Source organism: Methanobrevibacter sp. (assembly GCF_017432245.1).
Taxonomy (GTDB): domain Archaea; phylum Methanobacteriota; class Methanobacteria; order Methanobacteriales; family Methanobacteriaceae; genus Methanobrevibacter.
Map to the genome: position 1 here is coordinate 1 of NZ_JAFRJO010000078.1, position 22931 is coordinate 22931.

Annotated in this window: 19 protein-coding genes; 14 read left to right on the forward strand and 5 right to left on the reverse strand. The window is 32.9% G+C overall.

All coding sequences use genetic code 11. The annotated features are described in order from the left end of the window. Window positions 1-35: 35 nt before the first annotated feature. Both cofC and proS read right to left on the reverse strand, forming a co-directional pair. Entirely contained in the window at window positions 36-743 is a 708-nt protein-coding gene (gene cofC, locus IJI80_RS06430; protein WP_292788648.1) for a 2-phospho-L-lactate guanylyltransferase, read from the reverse strand. Window positions 744-800: 57 nt separating this feature from the next. Next, window positions 801-2207 (reverse strand): proline--tRNA ligase, encoded by a 1407-nt coding sequence (gene proS / locus IJI80_RS06435; RefSeq protein ID WP_292788649.1) that lies wholly within the window; start codon window positions 2205-2207, stop codon window positions 801-803. A gap of 301 nt (window positions 2208-2508) precedes the next feature. Between proS and IJI80_RS06440 the strand changes: the two genes are divergently transcribed. The 8 genes from IJI80_RS06440 (at window position 2509) to IJI80_RS06475 (ending at window position 12747) form a co-directional block, all read left to right on the forward strand. Then, window positions 2509-3552, forward strand: coding sequence for an NAD(P)-dependent glycerol-1-phosphate dehydrogenase (locus IJI80_RS06440; RefSeq protein ID WP_292788650.1), 1044 nt, complete (start codon window positions 2509-2511; stop codon window positions 3550-3552). Between the two features lie 80 nt (window positions 3553-3632). Then, the gene (locus IJI80_RS06445) at window positions 3633-4073 is read left to right on the forward strand and encodes a UPF0179 family protein (protein ID WP_292788652.1); all 441 of its coding nucleotides are present in this window, start codon (window positions 3633-3635) and stop codon (window positions 4071-4073) included. Between the two features lie 32 nt (window positions 4074-4105). Next, window positions 4106-4774, forward strand: coding sequence for a ribose-5-phosphate isomerase RpiA (rpiA, locus tag IJI80_RS06450; RefSeq protein WP_292788654.1), 669 nt, complete (start codon window positions 4106-4108; stop codon window positions 4772-4774). A gap of 318 nt (window positions 4775-5092) precedes the next feature. Then, on the forward strand, window positions 5093-6433 hold the full coding sequence (locus tag IJI80_RS06455; protein WP_292788655.1) for an FAD-dependent oxidoreductase: 1341 nt from the start codon (window positions 5093-5095) through the stop codon (window positions 6431-6433). A gap of 332 nt (window positions 6434-6765) precedes the next feature. Continuing rightward, window positions 6766-8790, forward strand: coding sequence for a methionine--tRNA ligase (metG, locus tag IJI80_RS06460; protein WP_292788657.1), 2025 nt, complete (start codon window positions 6766-6768; stop codon window positions 8788-8790). Window positions 8791-8917: 127 nt separating this feature from the next. Continuing rightward, window positions 8918-10501, forward strand: coding sequence for a DUF530 domain-containing protein (locus IJI80_RS06465; protein ID WP_292788659.1), 1584 nt, complete (start codon window positions 8918-8920; stop codon window positions 10499-10501). 33 nt (window positions 10502-10534) lie between these two features. Continuing rightward, window positions 10535-11188, forward strand: a complete 654-nt coding sequence (locus IJI80_RS06470; RefSeq protein ID WP_292788661.1) for a hypothetical protein — start codon at window positions 10535-10537, stop codon at window positions 11186-11188. Window positions 11189-11721: 533 nt separating this feature from the next. Continuing rightward, window positions 11722-12747 carry a glycosyltransferase 4 family protein gene (locus IJI80_RS06475; protein ID WP_292788663.1) on the forward strand — a complete coding sequence of 342 codons (1026 nt, stop codon included), beginning with the start codon at window positions 11722-11724 and terminating at the stop codon, window positions 12745-12747. Window positions 12748-12862: 115 nt separating this feature from the next. Here IJI80_RS06475 and IJI80_RS06480 read toward each other — a convergent pair whose 3' ends face one another. Beyond that, window positions 12863-13366, reverse strand: a complete 504-nt coding sequence (locus IJI80_RS06480) for a hypothetical protein (RefSeq protein ID WP_292788665.1) — start codon at window positions 13364-13366, stop codon at window positions 12863-12865. A 41-nt stretch (window positions 13367-13407) separates the two neighbouring features. Next, window positions 13408-13872 carry a hypothetical protein gene (locus IJI80_RS06485; RefSeq protein ID WP_292788667.1) on the reverse strand — a complete coding sequence of 155 codons (465 nt, stop codon included), beginning with the start codon at window positions 13870-13872 and terminating at the stop codon, window positions 13408-13410. 260 nt (window positions 13873-14132) lie between these two features. Between IJI80_RS06485 and IJI80_RS06490 the strand changes: the two genes are divergently transcribed. Next, window positions 14133-15494 carry a DNA primase gene (locus tag IJI80_RS06490; protein WP_292788669.1) on the forward strand — a complete coding sequence of 454 codons (1362 nt, stop codon included), beginning with the start codon at window positions 14133-14135 and terminating at the stop codon, window positions 15492-15494. 29 nt (window positions 15495-15523) lie between these two features. Here IJI80_RS06490 and IJI80_RS06495 read toward each other — a convergent pair whose 3' ends face one another. Then, entirely contained in the window at window positions 15524-16015 is a 492-nt protein-coding gene (locus IJI80_RS06495; protein WP_292788670.1) for a hypothetical protein, read from the reverse strand. 189 nt (window positions 16016-16204) lie between these two features. Between IJI80_RS06495 and priS the strand changes: the two genes are divergently transcribed. From priS to IJI80_RS06520, 5 genes are all read left to right on the forward strand, one after another. Then, on the forward strand, window positions 16205-17197 hold the full coding sequence (gene priS / locus IJI80_RS06500) for a DNA primase catalytic subunit PriS (protein WP_292788671.1): 993 nt from the start codon (window positions 16205-16207) through the stop codon (window positions 17195-17197). A 133-nt stretch (window positions 17198-17330) separates the two neighbouring features. Next, on the forward strand, window positions 17331-17723 hold the full coding sequence (locus IJI80_RS06505; protein WP_292788672.1) for a hypothetical protein: 393 nt from the start codon (window positions 17331-17333) through the stop codon (window positions 17721-17723). Window positions 17724-18112: 389 nt separating this feature from the next. After that, the gene (locus IJI80_RS06510; RefSeq protein ID WP_292788674.1) at window positions 18113-18901 is read left to right on the forward strand and encodes a vWA domain-containing protein; all 789 of its coding nucleotides are present in this window, start codon (window positions 18113-18115) and stop codon (window positions 18899-18901) included. A 186-nt stretch (window positions 18902-19087) separates the two neighbouring features. Continuing rightward, a complete protein-coding gene (cca, locus tag IJI80_RS06515) occupies window positions 19088-20575 on the forward strand; it encodes a CCA tRNA nucleotidyltransferase (protein ID WP_292788676.1) in 1488 nt (495 codons plus the stop codon). A 556-nt stretch (window positions 20576-21131) separates the two neighbouring features. Then, on the forward strand, window positions 21132-22931 hold a 1800-nt coding region (locus IJI80_RS06520; protein ID WP_292788678.1), incomplete at its 3' end, for a hypothetical protein.

Below are 22931 nucleotides of genomic sequence, written 5' to 3' on the forward strand. Positions count from 1 at the left end.
AAATTAAAAATTAAAAAAAGTTAAATAGTTAAAAATTATTCATTTCTAGTTACTTTAAGTCTCTCATGGCCATGACATGATTCCACTTTAATCCCAAGCGATTCCAAATACTTCTTGGTTTCTGTTCCATTTCCATGAAGCATGATTTCTCCAAGGTCTTCAGTTGTGTTTACATCAAGTGCCATATAGAATGAGTCGTGAACCAATGGGACCAATTTCTTCTTTTCAGCCTCTTCAATGTGCTTTTTGAAACTGAATCCTCCAAATTTCATGTCAATGGATAATGGCTTGATGATCAATGCATTGGTTCCTCCACCTTTTGAAGGAACAATGATAAAATCAAGATTTTTGGCTTGATCAATTAGAAGCTTGATATTAGTTTTTCCAATCAATGGAATGTCAGATGGTAAAATAATTACTTTTCTTGTTTTCTTTCTGCACCATTTCATAGCTTGTTTTATAGCTTTGTTTAAAGGTCCTTCATCACCATTTTTTGAAGTCTTTGATGGCTTATGGTCCTCTTCAACAAGTGCAGTAAGTTCCAATTCCTCTGCATATGCTAAAACCTCTTCATCTTTACTTATTATTATGATATCATCTACAATAGGCTTTAATGTGATTGCAATGTCCTTTAGCATTGCCTTTAAAAGATTTTTTCTCTCTTCAGGTGATAAGAAAGGAGATAATCTTGTTTTAGCATTTGCAAATTGGTTCACTGGAATTATTGCATAAATCTTATCCATTTCCATTCCTCTATGATTCTAATGTCTTGATTTAAATTAATTTTAAATATTTTTTAATTAGTATGTTTTAGCCATTAAAGCAAGGTGTTTAGCTGGTTTGCCACAATGTGGACAGACCTTATCGGTTTCAATATCCTCTTCATTTATACCAAGGATATCCACTCCGGTTTCCTCTTCAATCGCTTTTCCACATTCCTCTTCTCCACACCAGTAGAACTTAACGACTTTTCCTTCATCTACAATGTCAGATACGTTGTCAAGACTGTCTAATGTGACTATTTTCTCTTCCTGTTTAGCCCATGAATTAGCTTTCATGCTTTCTTCAACTTCAATCAATAAGTCTGATACCTTTTCAGTAATGTCATCATCTAAGCTTACTTCAATCTTTTCACCGGTGTCTCTTCTTCCAAGGATTGCAACATTGTTGTTTAAGTCTCTTGGACCTAATTCAAATCTGAGAGGAGTTCCTTTGAGTTCCCAATCAAAGAATTTCTTACCAGGCCTGATGTCTCTTGTATCCATTTGGACTCTTATTCCTTTAGCTTCCAATGCATCCTTGATTTCATTACATTTAGCCATCACTTCATCTCCACCATCCTTGAAGATGATTGGAATGATAGTGATTTGCTTTGGTGAAATCTCTGGAGGCAATTGAAGACCTTTTTCATCTCCATGAGCTGCAATTGCTGCTGCAATTACCCTATCGGATATTCCGTAACATGTTTGGTAAGCGTATTCATGGTTTCCTTCCTTGTTTTCGAAGGTGATTTCAAAGGTATGTGCAAAGGTTTGGCCTAAGTTGTGAACAGTACCAATCTGCAAGGTCTTTCCATCAGGCATGATTGTATCGAATGCCATGGTGTATTCTGCACCAGGGAACTTGTCCCAAACAGGTCTTTTGCTGATTAGATAAGCGATTCCAAGCCCGTCAAAAAATTTCTTGTAGAGTTCGATTCCGGTTTCTACTTGTTCTGCAGCCTCTTCCGCACTTGAGTGAACTGTGTGAGCTTCTGCAAAGGTAGTTATTTCCCTTACCCTAATAAGAGGTCTTGTATGTTTGGTTTCATATCTGAATGTGTTTACAACTTGATATTGCTTGATAGGAAGGTCAATGTGTGATCTTACCCATAATGCAAACATAGGATACATTGCAGTTTCACTGGTTGGTCTGATTGCAAGCTTTTCGTTCAATTCTGTTTGGCCACCGTGGGTAACCCAATATACCTCATCCTCAAATCCCTTTACATGAATTCCCTCTTTTGCAAGTTCTGCTTCAGGAATGAGTAAAGGAAATAGGGTTTCGTCATGCTCTTTGTCCATCAAGTCTCTGAATATGTTTAAGGTTGCTCTTCTGATTTGAAATCCATAAGGACGCCATACAGCCATTCCCTTAATAGGATATCTTGAATCGGTTATATCTGCATTTTCTAAAATGTCATGGAACCATTCACTAAAATTTTCCACATTATCACCTAATTTTCATAAAATAATAAGTTTAATAAAATTTATCCCCCTAAATGGGACAGAATTATATTTAATAATACTATTAATATGTTTTTAATTAATTATATAGTTTTTCAGTTTATGCATTTAAAACAAAACTTATTTAATTTATTGTAAACAAATATTAAAATAATATTAAATAACATGCTAAAAATTTAAGAATATTATAGATTCTAAAAAATTATTCTATGGAGAATTAATTGGGGAATATTATAGATTCTAAAAATTTATTCAATGGAAAATTAATTTTTAAGGAGATAATATGGATTCTAAAACAATTCAAATGCCAAGAGAAGTGCATATTGGACCTAATGTCCTTGATGACATAGGTGAAATATGCAAGAATTTACGCTTGTTTGATGAAGCTCTTGTCGTATCCGGTTTTCATACATTTGATGTGGCAGGTAAGCGTACAGTAGAAGCTTTGGAAAAGTCTGACTTTGGAGTTGAAGTTGTAAAGGTCAATGATGCTTCAATGGAGTCTGTTGAAAAGGTGCAAGAAAGAATAGCTAACGCTTCTGTAGTATTAGGTGTAGGTGGTGGAAAGATCATTGATGTAGCAAAGCTTGCTTCCACAAATGCACATAACTATTTCATTTCCGTTCCAACAACAGCTTCCCACGATGGTATAGCATCACCAATGGCTTCAATAAAGAATGATATCGGTTCAGTTTCCAAAAGCGCTAATTCTCCTATGGCTGTTGTTGCTGATACAGGCATCATTAACGATTCTCCTTTTAGATTAATTGCTTCAGGTTGTGCAGATATAGTTTCCAATTACACTGCAATAAAGGATTGGAAATTGGCATACAGATTAAGAAATGAACCTTACAGCGAGTCTGCTGCTGCATTGTCTGAAATGACTGCAAAACTCATTATAAAGTCTTCTGACAGCATAAAGGAAGGGCTTGAGGAAAGTGCAAGAATTGTAGTGAAATCATTGTTCAGCAGTGGTATGGCAATAAGCATTGCAGGATCATCAAGACCTGCAAGCGGTTCTGAACACCTATTCAGCCATGCTTTGGATAGAGTTGCCAAAAAGCCAGCATTGCATGGTGAGCAATGTGGTGTAGGAACAATCATGATGATGCATTTGCATGGTGGAGACTGGAGATCCATTCAAAATATATTAAAGACAATTGGTGCTCCAACAACTGCAGCTGAATTGGGTGTTGATGATGATGAGATCATTGAGGCATTGACAATTGCCCATACAATAAGGCCAGAAAGATATACAATTTTAGGAGATAATGGTCTTACAAGAGATGCTGCAATTAAATTGGCTAAGAAGACTGAAGTCATTTAATTCTATAAAAATACACAAAAGAATTCATCTTTTTAAATTGGCATGTTAATTAAGTAAAAGAATTTAAATTGGATGATTATATGATTACATTGATTGGAAAGGAATTGGCAAAGGAAGGAGTGAGCTTTGTATTTTATGAGCCCGCAGAGGACTGTTTGGAATGCAGGTTCAAGGCATCATGCGTAGACTCCCTAAAGACAGGTCATAGGTATACAATTACAGAAGTTAGGGATGTTGAACAGAAATGCCCTGTCCATGAGAATGATAAGGTGCAGGTTGTTGCTGTTGAAAATGCGGAATTCACTATTCTAACCGATTCAAAAGGAGTCTTTGAAGGATCAAGCTTTGACTTCAAGCGTCAAGGATGTTCAAATAAGGACTGTGACTATAGGCATATGTGTTTCCCAGATGGAATCTCCAAAGAGGAAAAGGGAGTGTATGTAAAGGATTTGGGAAAATTCAAGGACTGTCCTAAAGGAAACGCATTGGTTAAATGCATTGTTAAAATTCAAGATAAATAGATTATAGTATTAGTAATTATTTGGTGTTAATTATGAGTCAAATGAAAAAGGATTGCGGTTATGCTGCAGCTGATTTGGTAAAAGACGGTCAGGTTTTAGGGCTTGGTACAGGTTCAACCACCCTTTACTTTATTGAAAAGGTAGGTATGAGAGTAAGGGATGAGGGAATTGAAGTCATTGGTATTCCAACTTCATTCCAATCAAGATTGCTTGCTCGCCAATGGAACATTCCACTTACAGACCTTAGTGAACATGAAATAGATTTGGCTGTCGATGGTGCTGATGAAATCGATCCAGACTTCAATTTAATCAAGGGAGGAGGAGCAGCACACACTTTAGAAAAGATTGTTGATTATTCTGCAGATGAGCTTGTTATCATTGCAGATGAATCCAAGCTTGTGGATGTCTTAGGCGCTTTCCCACTTCCTATTGAAATCATTCCAGAGTCTTTAAATCCTGTAACAAAGGCATTGGAGGATATGGGTGGTAAAGTGGACATAAGAATGGGTCAAGCTAAGGATGGGCCTGTAATAACTGATAACGGCAACTTCATCTTGGATGTTGCTTTTGGTGAAATAGACAATCCTATACCTATGGAAAAAGAGTTGAATACCATTCCTGGTGTTGTAGAGAATGGATTGTTTACTGAAATGGTTGATAAGGTCATTATCGGCTCTAAAGATGGTGTAAAATACTTATAGTTTTTATGCTGTTTTTTCTTTTTTCTTCTTTTTTTAATATATTTTTAATTTATTTTTTCATTTTCTTTCCATCTTTTTTTAACTATTTTTTAAATCATTTACTTTGTTAAAGAATAGTATATATAATAGAATTGAGAAAATTTAATATAATTCTAATAATAATTAATTCTCTTTTAAATTAATTTTTATTCAATAATTTTTCAAATTAATTCATTTTGTTTAAAATTGATTAATTCTTTCTTATTAATTTATTAGAATGTTTATATTCCAAAATTCAACTAACTATTAAAATAATGTATTTATTCAGGATTTGAGCAAATGAAAGTTGTTATCGTTGGTGGTGGAGCTGGAGGAATATCCACAGCTTCAAACCTTAGAAGATTAGATAAAGAAGTTGAAATTATTGTGCTCACAAGGGATAATCATGTATCCTATTCCCCTTGTGCCATTCCTTACGTATTGTCAGATAATATTCATTCATTTGATGATATTGTAATGAGGACTGTTGACGATTATAAGGCAAAAAACATTGATGTAATGCTTGAGACTGAAGTCACTGCAGTTGACTCAGCTAAAAAGACAATTACCTACTCCACCAAAGATGGTGTAGAGAAGACCATGAGCTATGATAAATTGGTATTGGCTACCGGTGGAAGTCCATTTGTGCCACCTATGAAAGGTGTGGATTTGGATGGAGTATTCAAGATAAGAACTTTGGATGACGGTAAGAAAGTCAAGGAATGGTCTCAAAACTGTAAAAGCGCTTTGGTTACCGGTGCAGGATTAATCGGTATTGAAATAGCCTATGCATTCAAGAAGATGGGTCTTAAGGTAACATTATGTGAGATGTTGCCTCAAATCGTTCCACGTTCCCTTGACCCTGATATGGCTAAAATCATCACAGACTATTTGATTAGTGAAGGCATTGATGTGGTTTTAGGCCAGCCTATCATTGAGCTTAAGGGCGAAGAAGGCAAAGTGAAGACTGCAGTCTTTGAAGATGGATCTGAAGCGGATGCAGATATGGTCATCTTGGCTACCGGTGTAAGGGCAGAATTGGACCTTGCTAAAATGGCTGGCTGTGACTGTGGAAGATGGGCTGTTCTTGTAAATGACAGAATGGCAACAAGTGTTCCAGATGTTTATGCAGTAGGTGACTGTGTGGAATCATACAGTGCAATACTTAGATCAAACACCGTTTCCCAATTAGGTACAACTGCTGTAAGGCAAGCAAAAACCTTGGCACAAACCCTTGCAGGAAAACGTTCCAGATTCAATCCTGTTTTGAATTCCATGGTTACTAAAGTGGGTGATTTGGAGTTTGGAGCAGTTGGTCTAACCCGTAGCTTTGCTCAGCAAAACAGCATCAAGGCAGTTGTAGCAAAGGTTGAAGCATTGACAAGGGCAAGATACTATCCGAATGCAAAGCCAATGAACGTAAAGGTCATCTGTGATGCAGATGGTACTATCATTGGATGTCAAATCATTGCAGAGGAAAGGGTGGCTGAAAGAATCGATACCATGACTTTAGCCATTACTGAAGAGCTTACATGCTTTGAATTAAGCAATATGGAGTTTGCTTATGCACCTCCAGTGTCTATGGTTATTGATCCATTGGTAATGGCTGTAGAAGAAGTAAGTAAGAAGTTTGATAATTAAATAAACTTTTTATTTATTTTTATTTTCTTTTTTTAATTATATTTGCAATGTTTAATTTTTATTTTTACATTTTAATTCAAATTCATTTTTTCTTTTTTTAATTTTGTTCCATTGGCTATTTTTTTACATGGAAAAATATATTTTTTTAACTTTAATTGCAATATTTAATTTTTATTTTTGCGTTATTTTCCTTGAAAATCACTACTTATTTATATTACTGTAAATATATAATATAGTGATAAATGTTTTATTATAATATTATAATTATTCAAACTTAAAAAGCATTTAAAAATTAATTAAAAATACTATAAGATTTATTGGAGAGGATTTAATTGACTAAAATATTTATTTCATGTGCACTTCCATATGCAAATGGACCATGTCATTTAGGGCATTTAAGATCCACATACATTCCAGCTGACATCTATGCAAGATACAACCGTATGGCTGGAAATGATGTATTGATGGTTTGTGCAACTGATGAGCATGGTACACCAATTGCTGTAAAGGCAGATGCTGAAGGCAAGGAACCTATTGAGGTTGCAAAACGTTACCATGACATGATTGTAGAAGACATCAATAGCTGTGACATTTCCTTTGATAACTTTGCAAGGACAACTGATGAGATACACTATCAAATCTCACAGAACTTCTTCAAGTACCTTTATGACAAGGGCTTGATCTATGAGGAAACAATCCAACAGCTTTACTGTGAAAACTGTGAAAAGTTCCTTCCAGACAGGTATGTTGAAGGAATCTGTCCTGTCTGTGGTGCCGAAGCAAGAGGAGACCACTGTGAAGTTTGTGGAAGGGCATTGGACCCTATTGAACTCGTTGAACCTAAATGTTTGACCTGCGGCAACACTCCAGTCATTCGTGACAGTACACAGTACTTCTTTAAATTAAGTCATTTCCAAAAGCCTCTTGAAGAATACATAAGCACAAACCCATACTTGCCTCCAAATGTAAGGAACTATGCTCAAAACTGGTTGAAGGAAGGTCTTCAGGACTGGATCATGACCCGTGACATGAAGTGGGGTATTCCAGTTCCTTTGGAAGGTGCAGAAGGAAAAGTCATTTACGTATGGGGAGAAGCATTCATAGGTTACATGTCTTCTGCTGCAGCTTGGTCTAGAAGAACAGGCATTCCATGGGAAGACTATTGGAACGGACACGTTGTTCATTTCATAGGTAAGGATATCATTTACCACCACTCATTGTTCTGGCCTGCAATGTTGCTTGGACGTGACTGCAAATTGCCTGATGACATCTTTGCAGGAGAATTCCTCTCTCTTGAAGGCAGAAAGATGTCCACCAGCAAGAACTGGGTTGTTTGGGTGGCAGACTTCGTAAAGGACTTTGATTCTGACTTATTAAGATACTACCTCACAATCAACGCTCCATTGAATAAGGACACTGACTTCTCTTGGGATGAATTCCAAAGAAGAGTAAACGATGAATTGGCTGATGTAATCGGTAACTTCCTCCACAGAACATTCACTTTCACCAATAAGTTCTTTGATGGAAAGGTTCCTGAATACAAGAACCCATCTGAAGCTGACTTGGAATTTGAGCAAGCAATCAGGGAATTGCCTGATAAGGTAGGTGACTTGATAGCTGACATGAAATTCAGGGAAGGATTGGTTGAAATCATATTGACTGCTAAAAAAGGTAACAAGTACTTCAATGACCAAGAGCCATGGAAAGCTGTAAAAGAAGATATGGAAAAAGCTTCAAACTGCTTATACTTATCCAATCAATTATGTAAGGCAATGGCTGTACTCTTAAAGCCATATATTCCAAACAAGGCAGATGCAATCTGTGAAATAATAAATATTCCAACTGAAAACACTTGGGATGATGCGAAAGTCTTTTTGGAAACCGGCCATGAAATCAACAAGGCAAAACCATTATTTAAAAAGATTGAAGATAAAGTGATTGAAGAGCAAAAAGAAAAATTATATAAGAATTTAGAGACTCAAGAAAACGAATCTAAAGACGACAAGAAGAGTAAAGAGTCTAAAGATGATGAAGGTGAAAAAATGGATTTAATTAGTATTGATGAATTTGCTAAAGTGGAAATCAAGATAGGTAAGATTTTAGAATGTGAAAAGATTGAAAAGTCTAACAAGTTATTAAGAACTCAAATTGACATTGGAGACAAAACCATTCAAGTAATTGCAGGTTTAGGCAAAAGATATGCTCCAGAATATTTAGTTGGCAAAATGGTACCTGTTGTAACCAATTTAAAACCTGCTAAACTCATGGGAGAATTGTCTGAAGGAATGATCATGGCTACTGAAAGTGCAGCTATCTTAACTCCAGATGATTGTGAAATCGGCGAATTATTAATGTAATTTGTCTTTTTCATTTATTTTAAGAATAGATAAGTGAATCTTTATATTAAACGAAATTTAATTTATAATATCCTAAAAAATTATAGGTTATTGGCGGCAAACCTATAAAAGTCCTCACGGTGATATTATGGATGAATCATTGATGATAACAGAGTCTGAAAAATTTCTAAATCAAATAGAGAAGGAAAGATTAGATTTAACTAATCTAAAGAATGATTTTAAGGATTTAGAGTCATTCTTAGAAATCTATGAACTTCTCAAGTCTAATTTGGATAAGCTTCAGGAAATGAAGGAAAGCATGGATGAAAGCGGTTATACTGCTCCATTCAGGTCTTTAAATCGTTATGGCTCTCGTGTCAGTGATGAAGTGGACTATGAGGAATTAGGAGAAATCAACCGCCATAATCAAATCTTTAGAAATAAGGCTTCAGCTAAGAAAAACAGTTTTGATAGGGTTAAATACGCAATTTCAGCCCATAAGATTGCATTAGGCAATTTAGAGGAATACGCTAAAATCAGATGCAATGAGTGTAAGAAGTCTTATAGGGTAAGCAGTTACTTGGAAAGAGGAAAAACATGCAAATGCGGTTCTAAGGATTTTGAGTTTAAAATAAACCATTCTGGAATTCATAGGTTGGAAATAATTCCATATCTCCCATTATCCGGTAATTATATGGTTCTAATGTCCGGCTTGTCCAGTTGGGGCAGAGAATCCTTTAAAAGGGTCTTAAACATCTTGAAGCAACAAAGAAGAGGGGTTGTAAAAACAGTCACTCCTATTGTTAAGTATAAGGAGAATGGCAGGACAATTACTCGTAGAGTGCCTCTCGACAGTGAATTTGCAGATAGCTATGAAGATGAGCTTAGAAGAAGATTCGGAAAGAGTGTCCGTATAGAAAGATTGGAATTCCGTAGAACCAAACCTACAATCATCAATGATAAGCATACATGCACTAATTTGGCTTTAGCTTATGTAAAGCATGCAGAAGATATTGTTGAACGTCATGGCGAAGCTATTTTTGAAGAAACAATAAAGGATTTGAATAATCTAAAAATCTATGATGAAATCATATATTCAGTGAATCTGGAAAAGCCGGACTTTATAGATTCCAGCGATTTGGACGATTGGAGAAATGATAAGATCAACAATACCCTTGAGGAATTGGGATTAATCGATAAGTTCGGCAATTTGGATAGGAGCTTAAAGAAAGACTTAAAGAAAAGGGAAAAGATCAAAACAAAAATCTTTGCAGACATTGCACCTACATTAATATTGTGGGACATTTCCAAATACTACTTATGCACTTCTCAAGATAGGCGTAAACGTTATGGTTCACCTTTCCCATATATCCGTGGAGACATTGATAGGCAACAAAGGAAAGTTTTTTCAAATCCCCACATACAAGTTGTGGATTTATTAAGGGAAAAGGAGAAAGAGCATATTTTAGCTGTTGAAGAAATGGATTTGCTATTGCATAAGAAGTTTAAGTTCGAAAGCAGAATCAAGAACTTAAACATTAAATTGAACTATGCAGCAGTGGGACCAGCTATTGTATTCACCAATTCAGATTACAGCATTAAGGAAGTTTCATATGCTTTTAAAGTTGGTGAAAAAAGCATTAAACGTGAAATAAATCATATGAAAGCTATTAGAAAGCCAAATACAAAACGTTCCAGAGACTTTATTGATTTGGTGAAAAATAAATCCTGATCATTCTTTTTTTATTTTATTTAAGGTGTTTTCATGGTAAAATTTGATGATTTTTATGATGAAGATGATGATTTTGAAGATTATGATGACTTCGACGATGAAGACTATGATGATTTCGATGATGAAATCGATTATGATAATTTAGATTCAGAATCAAAAGAGGAATTGGATATTTTTGATGAAAAGCCTTTAGAAATTGATTCTGATTATGACATTAATGCTGTTGAAGTTCATATATCATCTCAACTCACCTCTCAAAGAATTATTCAATTGATGGACACTTATCCCTCTTTAAAAAGAATCACTTGTCCTCAAAGCATTTATAATAGGATTTCCCCTGATTATATTAAGGCGTTAGACAATTTAGGGGTTTCAATTGAGATGAAATATAATTGGGGCAAGAAAAAATATTCAATAACCCAAATCAATCAGGTCGTTGGCTTGTTTAATGAAGGAAAACGTTCTCCTGAAATTGCAGAAATATTGGACATGCCTGTTTCAAATGTTAATTATATAAAATCCAAATATTCAGAAAGAATCACTGTAAAGCATTATAGACGAAAATACGATGATGAATGCAGGCAAAAAGTCAAATCACTTAAAGAAGCAGGTTCAAAACCTAAAGAGATTTCTAAAGAGCTTAATATTCCTATCAGATCTATCTATTATATTTTAAACAAAAGATGATTTTTAGTTTTTTTAATTTAAATTCACAATTTTCATTCTACTTTTTTATTTTTATTTGAATGAACTTTTTTTTAAGATTATAATTTTTCGATTTCATTTTTTTTATTTGATTAAATTTTTTCTAAAATTTTATTTTTAGAGTTAAAAAATTTTATAAAATATGCTTATTTTAACCTTAATTTTTAACAAAAAATTCATTAGTAAAAAAATAAAATTAATTATTAATATTTTTAATACTTATGGCATGTTCTTTTAATTTAATTTACCATAACTTTAATATAATAAATTTTAATCATAATTTAACTATTTTGGATTTGTCGTATGTAGATATACTATTATTTTTTTAAGGTTTTAGTTATTTTTCAAATATTTTTTATTTTTTCAATGTCACGAATTTTATAAAAAGTTTATTTAAGATAAGTAATAAAAAATAAATTAATTAAATTAATAAATTTATTAAATTTTCAATAATTAGATTATCAGTAATTTATCATTATTGAAATAATTTAGATTAAACAATATTTGGTGTAAAAATGTCAAGTTTAATTTCAATTCCCACATTGCCTTTAGTTGTTATTGCTTTGATATGTGGAATCTTATCATTTATCAGTACTCGTTTAGTTATGCCATGGCTTATCCGCAAGCTTGAGAAGGCGGAAATCATAGGAAAGGATATTCATAAATCCTCTCGGCCTATTGTAGCTGAAATGGGTGGTATGGGAATATTATTCGGTTTCATTATAGGAATTTTTGCAGGTATAATTCTCTTTCCAACATTGACATTCCAATGGCTGGTTGTTCTTGTTGTAGTTCTGCTTGTTGGGATTGTTGGTATGGTGGATGACTTGATTGTCTTGTCATCTAAGGAAAAGTTGTTCTTGCTCTTTTTAGCAGGTATTCCATTATGGTGGATTGCACCTCCTAATGTTGGTCTTTTATACATGCTCTTGATTCCAATAGCTGTTTCAATCTGTTCCAACCTAACCAATATGCTTGCAGGATTGAATGGTATTGAATCAGGTCTTGGAGTTATTTCAATGACTTCCCTTACAATCAGCTGTATCATCCTTGGAAAGTATGATGTAGCTATTATAAGCATGAGCATGTTAGGTACATTGATCGCTTTCCTTTATTACAACAAGTATCCTGCTAAGGTTTTCCCTGGAGATACAGGTACACTTATCATTGGGGCAACCATTGCAGCTATTGCATTTATCGGTAGGGTAAAATTGATTGCATTCATTGTTCTTTTACCTAATATCATTGATGCAGCACTTAAATTCTACAGTGCAGGAGTTATGGAAAGGCAACAGCATAAGCCTACCCAACTTAATGATGATGGAAAATTGGTAAGGCCTGAACAAGGATTCAAATCATTGATTAGGTTTGTTTTAAGAAAACCTGTTGATGAAAAGACTGCTGTAATGATGATTTGGGGTATTGGCATTCTATTTGGTATACTTGGAATAATTGTAGCTATTTTAATGCCTGGAGTTACCCATAACCAAACATTTGCACAATTCATCCATTTAAAGGATTATTTCTATTATTTAGGATAATTTCCTAAATCCTTTTTTTTAATTTTTTATTTTTCTTTTTATTATCTTTTTCAATTTTTTATTTCTTTTTTTAATTTTTTATTTTCCTCTTTTCTCTTTTTTTAATTTTTTATCATCAAACCCAAACCACATTTGCAGTAGTGAAACTGTATTTATTTGAAAATGCAGGATTAAACAGCTTATTTGTAATATTCTCACTCTTGAATGATTGTGTAATGCTTTTTCTAACATTATAATTTATACGGTCTCCAACCGCTTCCTTTTCCTCTTTAGTTTTCACTTCTGGAGATGATGCATAAATCTTCAATTGTATTCTAGTTCGATTGAAATTGTCTTTTCCTTTGACTGTTTGGCTGATTTTAACTATCTTAATATTCTTTTCTCTAAGCAATGAGTGTTTCTTGAAATCTTTTGAGTAGTTCTCATATGAGTCTTTAGGATAAATTGCCAATCCATTTGATGAAATTCCCTCAAAAGCCCCATTTCTTGCTGAAGCCATTACCACATTCAATTCGTTTGCATCGATTATTGCATTTGCCAATAGGATTGCTGAAATAAGTGCAAAACTAATCAATAGCAGTAATTCTACACTTATTTGTCCTTTATTGTCTAGTTTCATAATAATTTTTCCTTTGATAATAGCTTGAAAATCATTAAATATCAATTGCTTATTTGCCTAATTAAAATTGAACTTTGATTTATTGTATTTGTCTGATTGTCATTTACAAATGTTTTTTCAATCAGATAGGTTCTTCCATTATATAATTCAATGCTCTCTATTGATCTATTGCTTGCATCTACAAGTCTAATTGGATTGATTGCTGATTTTCCTTTCTTATTATTAAATTCAACTATTGCCTCCCTTTCATTTACAGTTACCTCATAAAAGTTTCCTTCAATTGATTCTGGCAATTTGATTTTTTTCTTGAATCCATATTCATTTGAATTAATTTCATTTATGGAATTTGCAATGTGCTTTGCCAATAATCTTCCTTTGCTGTTTTCATGAATTTCAATATTTGCGTTAATGCCTTTTTCTATCATAGGCAAATTGACAATTAAAAGCAGAATCACAATCAATGTGCAAAATAAAAGTTCTATATTAATTATTCCTTTTGAATCCATAGATACTCTTTTTATTTTGATTTTATTTAAATATTTGCTAATATTTCAAGTAAATTTAATTGTATAATCATTATTTTTTAATTTAATTATAATTTTACAAGTTTTTTATAATTCAACTGGTTTAAATCAATATTTTAATCATTTAAAAATTTTCATTATAAAAAATTATTTAAATGTATTGAATTATAGTATAATATATAAAGTCGATTTTTTAAAATACTCAATATTTATAAATTCATAAGAGATTTAGGAGTAATTGAATGGTTTTAGTTTCTTATTTGAATCCCCTATCACAGGAAGGAAGGAATATTGTAAGGGGATTAGGTGGTCTTGAAGAGATATATTCACATAATGATGATCTTATGGATATTGTTATCCATACAAATCGTCAGACCATTTCCAATCAGGAGGTTGTTCCTGAAACTCTTGTAGATTTGGCTTTAAATCGTATAAAATGGTATATTGAACGTAAAAACAACAAGGACTTCAATCCTAACGATTATGTTTACTTTTTCAATGAAAGAATTGCTGAATATGATACCATTGTATTTCACATATTGGCACAAGCCATTGCAAACAAGTTCAGGCCAGGTTCCCGTGAAGTGAAGCTATTTGTGGAATCTCAAGGTCTGATGATTGAGGATAGATTAATCAGGCTTCCATTATCTGAAAGGAAAGAGGTTGTAGAAGAGATTTTAAGCGATTTGCTTATTCAAGATGGCATTGAATGGTCTTTCTTAAAGGATTTGATTGCCACTAAGAAATTGTCCTTGACAGATCTTGTTCTGCAGAATGGAGAAATAGTTTTGGATAGGGAAGAGTTTGTTTACTCCTTTGGTGATGAATTCAGCGATAGGTCTCCAGATAGGATTTATGACATCTTGATTGGAGACAATTTAAGAGAGCTTATTTTAACTAAGATATTGATGCAGAATACTGAAAATTACATTAAATCCATTCAGGATCAGTTAGCTATTGTTGAAATGCATCCTGCAATTGTGGAATTAGGTGAAATGCTTGATGAGACAATTACAGAATCATTAGCTAAATACAGCACTTATTATGCAAGCGGTGGAGCTTACGGCAATATGGAAATTGGAAAACTCATTAGGGAAGCTTTCCCTCCATGCATTGAAAATACTGTAAATGGTGTTTCATCTGGTGGAAGAAATGATGCAATCGTATTGCTATTAACTTCTTTTGTATCTTATGCAAGATTGTATCCAGGTATTTTTGGCTCAGATAGAACCGTAAAGATTTCTGATATTGATACAAACCTGAACATTACCTTAAATGAGATTTTGCCACTTATTTTTGAAGCTGCAGACAACTGTACGCCTCCTTTATTTGAAGACCAGCCTCAGGAAAAGATAAATATTATTTCAAAATTAGGTTTTGGAATGCATGAGGAAGTTAGTCTTGAAAATGAGGGAGAGACCAAATGGTACACTCCTATGAGTTGTGAAAAGATTAAGATGCATCTTCCTCATCTTTGTAAGGAAAATAAGGATTGCGCTAAGATAAACAATCCATTGAGTTATTATTCAAGGAAAAAATGGATAATGAGCAAGAATGGGGAATTGCCTTCTGATGAAAGTTCTAAAGGGGATTCAAAAGAATAGGCCATATTCTAAAAATATTAAAGAAATTATTAATAAGTGTAGTCGTCCTCATCGTAGTATGTTAGGATTATGGAATGTTCAAAGTCCTGATAGTTTTCAAAATGATAATCCTCGTAGTTTTCAATTAAGATTTTTATCTGTCTTTCTTTTTTATCTATGGATTCGATTTTGCAGAATTCGTTTAGTAATTCAGGGTCATAGTCATCATAGTTCTCATTATTCTCTTCTTTTTTTAGTTTAAAATCAATGAATCTTTCATATTCCTCTTCATTTAAAATCTCTTCTTCATCATACAACTCTTCTTCAGATTCGATTTTATAAAGTTCAATATGTTCGCTTGAATAGTTAATGTCAAGCAATTCATTGAATCTTAATCCTATTCCTTGAACCTTTCCTGTTTCCAGATTTATGATAGTTTTTCCAGTTGATTCATTTGGAATCCAATTATCCAGTGCAGGCTCTATGATTTCCCTTATTGACAAGCTTTCAATAAGTCTTCTAAGTTCCTCTTCACTTAGCATATTCTCTTCCTCATGATTAGATTTTAATTATCTTTTTATAGTTATTTTTCATTACAATAAGTTTTAAGTATTATATAAATCATAAATATTTTTACTTATATATACTATTTGTTTATTCAATTAAAAACTTTATTTAGAAAATCAGATTGCTTAAGCTTAAGAATTATAAATTTTTCCTTGGTGATTTTCATGTTTGGCCAATCAAGTGTTCAGGAAAGAAGGAGATACTACAGAGAGGAATGGTCTGAAAAGGATATTCCTGACTTTATCGCTGATGGAATCACTAAAAGGGAATTCGGTTTTGACCATTTTGGTCAAGGTCCTAATGACCGGTATAAAGTGTTTTTCGGAACAAGACCGCTCAAGCGATTTTTAAGATCCAAAGCCCCGTTTGCAGCTTATATTTCTGTAGCATTTTATGCAAATCCGAGAAATCGTGGAGGATGGGAAAAGGCAGAATACATATTTGATATTGATGCAAAGGATTTGCCTATTAGATCATGCAATTGCGATGGAGTCTGTGAGATTTGCTTAGGGGAAGCTCTTGAGCGAGTTAACATCATGCTAGACACTTTAAAAGGTGATTTGGGCCTTAAGAACATACATCTCATTTATTCTGGTAGAGGATTCCACATAAGGATACTTGACCCCGTAATGATGGAGGCGGACAGTGATTTAAGAGGAGAGGTTTTGAAGTATGTTGCTGGTGCTGAAGTTCCTAAATCACAGTATCCCAATATCACTCCTGGTGGAAAGCCTTATAATTTTGAGCATTTCTCTATTCCAATTGCATATCCTGCGATTTTCACTGAAAAGATCAAATACAATATTCTTCACATGAAGGGGGATGAAAAGCTTGATGGCATCAACAATAGATTATTGAAGGACATGGTAAAAAATAGGGATTACCTTTACGATGATGATTGGGGATCATTCAAGCAAGCTATTGGTCCAAGAAGATATAAGGATATGGTGAATGCGATGGCAAGAGTAAACCTTGCAACAATCGATGCAAAGGTAACCATTGACTTAAAGAGAATTCTAAGACTTCCAAGTTCCCTTCACTCTAAAGTAAGCATGAAATGTGTTGAAGTAAAGAATCCTGAAACCTTTGATCCATTTAAGCATGCTGTTCCTAAGTTTGTTTATGAAAGAAGGGATGAAAAAATTGCAGAAAAATAGATATTTTTAGTTTTCTTGGGATTGAATTATTCTTTCTTGTAATAAAAAATAGATATTTTTAAATTTATCTTATACATATATACTATTAAGAATTAATTTATTTAATTTATTAATTTCATTAAGGAGGTTCAATATGTTGAATAAGAAACTTATAATTGGTTTTATTATTGCATTAATCGCACTTATCGTTGTTGGTTTTGTTGCATTGAATTTTGTTCCTAACAGCGATGTTCTTGATTTAAACCTAACTGATAATGCTGAAAATTTAACTGACAACATAACTGAAAATTTAACTGTCAATACTACAGACGTGAATGCATCTGCAATTATTGACAATCAAACAGTCAATGATGTAAATGATGCAAATGCAAGCTCTGATGCTATAGATGAGGGCGATGTATTGAAAAAGCAAACATTCATTGTCTCAGAAAATGAAACAGGTCAATATAAAGGAATGGAACCAGGAACCTATGTACTTTATTACACAGAAAACGACGGTCCAATCAAAATTGACAAAGTAGGATAATTAAATTTTTAATTTTTTTACTTTTTTCATTTCTTTTTATTTATTTTTTTAAACTTTTCTTTTTTTAATTTTAATCTATTTTTTTAATCACAAATTGATGTTTGAAATAATGAATCCATGAACATTTTTATCATGTTCTTAATTTTTATTCATCTGTTCTTAAAAAAAAGGACATCTTTATATACTATGAAGTACATAATAATTTTGTCGAAGAAAAATGACTTCAAATAGGGGGTTGATATCTAGTTTGCTAATCATTTTTCAACATTCGCTATGTTTAAGAATACACCATTAATCACCTTAGCTGTTAAAATAAACATTAAAGGGGGAGTGGATGTTGATAAAATAAAAATTTTTACTTTTAAAATCTAAACTAAAGGGGGTATTTTATGGATGATGAAAGTGTAAAAATAGATAATCAAGATTCTGGTGAAATCTCTGATCTTGAAGAAATGCAAGAAAATTTAAATGAAGAAAGCCAAGAAAACAAAATTAAAACTAATGTAAATGGGGGTAATTATATGAAAAATGAAAATAAAATAGTTGTAGATGATTACAGTGATGAAAAACTTGCAAACATTGGAATTGAAGATGAAGAAATGGATCTATTCTTCATTTTAGACAGAAGCGGATCTATGGGAGGCAGTGAAACTGATACAATTAAGGGGTTCAATTCTTTCATCGAAAGGCAGGCAATGAAAAACCATAATATCTTTGTAACAACCATTCTCTTTGATGACAGGTATGAAGTCTTATACTCCAGAAAGCCAATATCTAAAGTTGAGCCACTTACTGAAAAAGACTATTACGTTAGAGGATTAACCGCCTTGCTTGATTCAATCGGAAAAACTGTAAACTCCTATAAAAACAAAGTGGGATCAGCTATGTGCATCATAACTTCTGATGGTTATGAAAATGCTTCCAGAGAGTTCAAAAGGGATCAAATAAAGAATTTAATTGAAAGCAGCGGATGGGAATTCGTATTCATAGGAGCAGATATTGACGCTTACTCTGAAGCTTCAGATATCGGAATCCGCAGTAGCCGTATAGCTAGAAGCAGAAAAAGTGCTGATGGCTTCGGAGATATGTATGATGCATGTGAAATAGTCACAGATAGGTTCTACAGATTAAGGAACATTAATGATGACAATGAGGATTGGAAAGAGAAATTAGACTAAATCCACTAATTTATTTCCTATTTCTTCTTCTTTTTTCTTTTTTTTTAAAACTATTTTTTTTAATTTTCTTCTCTTTTTTTTAAATTATATATTCATAAAATTCTAAAATTATAAAACTAATAAAGATAATAATATAATTATAAAATAAATTTATCAGATTTTACAATTAACTAAAGGAACTAAACAATGAATTATGAATCAATATTAAAAGAATTAAGACCAACTCCTGAGGAGATTGATGCAATTAATGAAACAACTGAAAAGGTAATTGATTTTATTAATGATCTCTGTGAAAAAAAGGGCATTGATGCAAAAGCCAACGCAGTTGGTTCTGTTGCAAAAAACACTTGGTTAAGAGGTAAATCTGATATAGACATTTTCATTAGTTTTCCTATTGAAACAAAAATGGATGACTTAAAGAAAAATGGTTTGGAGATTGCATACAAGGCCAATGATGCATTAAATGGAAATGCATCAGAACATTATGCCTCCCATCCTTATTTGACCTGTGACATAGATGGGTTTGAAGTTGATATAGTTCCTTGCTATGCTATTGAAGAAGGCCAATCAATCATTTCTGCTGTTGATAGAACCATTTTGCATACAAGATACATTCAAAAGCATTTAAGTGAAGACCAGGAAGATGAGGTTCTATTGCTTAAGAAATTCATGGATGCAGTAGGCACATATGGCTCTGAATTCAAGACAGGTGGTTTTGCAGGATATTTATGCGAATTACTTATTTTAAAGTATGGCACTTTTGAAAAAACTTTAAGAGCTGCTCAAAACTGGAAAAGGCACACCTTAATAGATTTGGAGGATTTCGGTACAGGAAGCAATGCCATTTTCAAGCAGGATCCTCTTGTCTTCATTGACCCAACTGATAAGAACAGGAATGTTGGTGCGGCCTTAAGAATGGAAAGGTATGTTGATTTCATTGTAGCTTCAAGAAACTTTTTGGATGTCCTGGATGATGATGCCTTGGATGAGAAAGAAAGGGAAGAAAAGATAATCGAATTCTTCCACCCACTTCAAAAGGAGCATCTCTCAAATAAATCCAATGAGGAAATCGCCCAGTACCTGATTGATTCCTTTAAGGATAGGGAGACCCAGACTTTGCTTATCAGATTCCCTATTCCTGATATGCCTGCAGATGCCCTACACCCTCAGCTTCTAAAGACAATCCAATCCATTTGTGAAAAGATAGAAATGGAAGAGTTTTCAGTTTTCAAATATGATTATTGGACCGATGAGGAGAAGTATGTCATCTTCACAATAGAGCTTAATGTCTTTAAACAGGGAAAATACTACATACACAAAGGGCCAAAGGTTTGGCCTAAGAAGGCTTGTGACAACTTCAAGGAAAAATGGAATGACCACCTATATCCTTTAGATGAGTTTATGGTTCTAACACGTGAACGTCAATTCAAAACAGTTAAGGAATTCATCATTCATATTCTCAATGAGGAAAACATACATATGATTAAGGTCGGAAAGAATATAAGGGAATCAATTTGCACTGACTATATCCTTTTAGAAATCGATGATTTCCTAATTGATCTGGACAAGTATTTCGATTATGACACAAAAAATCAGGGAATTGATGAGATTCAGACCGATTATTTAAATTCAGTGGATGATTTCATAAATCCAGGCCAATATCTTAAGAGATGATTTTTGAAATAATTTTTACTATTCTTTATCATTTTTTTACATTCATTTTCTTTCTTCATTGGAATAATTATGGTTTTAGTTATTTTTTCCTTCATTTCTTTTTTCATTGATTCTTTTTACTTTTTTTATACTATTTTGCTTATTTTTGGTTTATTTTGTTATAAAATTTATTCAGATTGTAGTAAACTTTAAATATATGTTTATATTTAAATATCATTAGAATATATTATATAATATATTTTTATGAGTGATTATAATATATTTGATAGCAAAATTGCATTTTGCTATGGAAAATAATTTTTATTTTCCGAAACTTGAAATGTAACTAGGGGTTTTGAAAATATTTAGCTAACGGTTAAATTTTTTATTATCTTGAAAAGTTAGGTTTAAGATAAAGATTTATTTATTCGTGAAAGTTAAAGGATGATTTTTAGGGATTAAATAAACAATATTTTTTTCTAATGAAGTTGCATTGTATATTATTATAAGAGGTTTTTGTTTAGGCAAGCAATTGTTTAGATGAATATTTCTTTATAGAAAATTATGGTGAGACTTTATGGATAAATTGAAAAAACAAATTTTGTTTGTATTACTTATCAGTATCCTATTATGCTCTGTTCAAGCTATTGCTGCAGCAGATGTTAGTGATACTGGTGTAAATGACGACGTTTTTGATTTATCTAATGATATAGAAACTGTTGAAGCAGATAGTAATGACGAAGTTTTAGATGCACCTAGCTCTGATGAAATATTAGAGGCTCCAGGTACTTTTACTCAGTTACAAAATGCAATTAATAGTGCAGGAAATAGTTATACCTTGACTAACAATTATACCAAGGGAAGTTCTGAAGATGCCATTACCATTTCAAAAGCCTTCACACTTGATGGGGCTGGATACACACTTGATGGTAATTTTGTAAATAATTTCAGGTATGAACATGGAATAATCGATGTTGGTGGTTATACTACTATTACTCTGAAGAACATTCATTTCAAAAATTCCATTGGTTCTGCAATAGATGTTGGAACTTACAGATTAAATATCATTAATTGTACTTTTGAGAATTGTAATGCTACTGTAGGTAGTGAAACCCATGGTGGAGCTATTTATGTTAATTACGGTAATGTAACTGTTGATGGTTGTACTTTCACTGATAATTATGCACAAACTGGTAGTGCTATTTATCTATCTAGTTGGGGAACATTAAGTGTTTCTAATTCTAAGATTATAGATAACCAAGCTTCATCCAATTCAATTACATTAACCAAAGATTCAAATAGTGGTACTTTCCATAAATATATTGTTACTTTTACTGGTAATGATAATCTTTTAAATGGGATTTACTCCGAGGGAACTATTTCTAGTTTGAAAAATGTAACATATTGGAATCAGAATGGTGAGGTTACCAATAATCCATCTACTAGAACTGACAATCATGAAGCAGGAATTACTATCAATCTTATCATTAAAAAGGGTAATACTGTTATAATGAATGTTACACAAAAGACCAATGCAAGTGGTGTAGCTTTATTCACTAATGAAACTTTAATTGACTTTTTACACTTAGAGGAAGGTGACTATCAAGCTCAAGCTATTCATTATGCAGATTCATATTACACTTATATTGCTTCTCGCGTTGATGATTTCCATTGTGCAAGAGCAAATCATGGTACTAATGTATCTGATGTAACTGTAGAAGGTTATGCAGGTCAAACCATTGATGTGATTTCATTTAATGTTACCAGAACCGGTCAACCAGATCCTGTTCAAAACGGTACTATAAATGTAACCATTAATGGTCAAGTATATACTGGTAATGTGGTAAATGGTGTAGCTAATATTACTAATGTTGTATTGCCTGATGCTAGTGGAGAGTACACTGTCTATTATAATAATAAAACTACCAAATATTATTGGGCATCCAATGGTACTCTTACTATAAATATTCTGGCTCCAGGTGAAACTTCAGTTACTGTAACTCCTGAAAATATTTATGTAGGTGAGACTGAACATATTGCTTTCACTGTTGGTCCTGATGGTGTTACCGGTACTGTAACTATTGTTATTGTAAATGCAACTAGTGGTGCTGAAATACAAAAATATGAGTCTGTTGCAATTGCTGATGGCAGTCCTATTAATGTAACTGGTTTAGCTGCTGGTGATTACAATGTTACTGTAACTTTCCCAGGTGATTCATACTACAGTGCTTCCAACGCTACTGCAACTTTCACTGTTTCCAAGAATGAATCTACAGTGAGTGTAACTCCTGAAAATATTCATGTCGGTGAGACTGAACCTATTGCATTTACTATTACTGATGGTGCTTCTGGTACTGTAAAGATTGTTGTTGTAGAT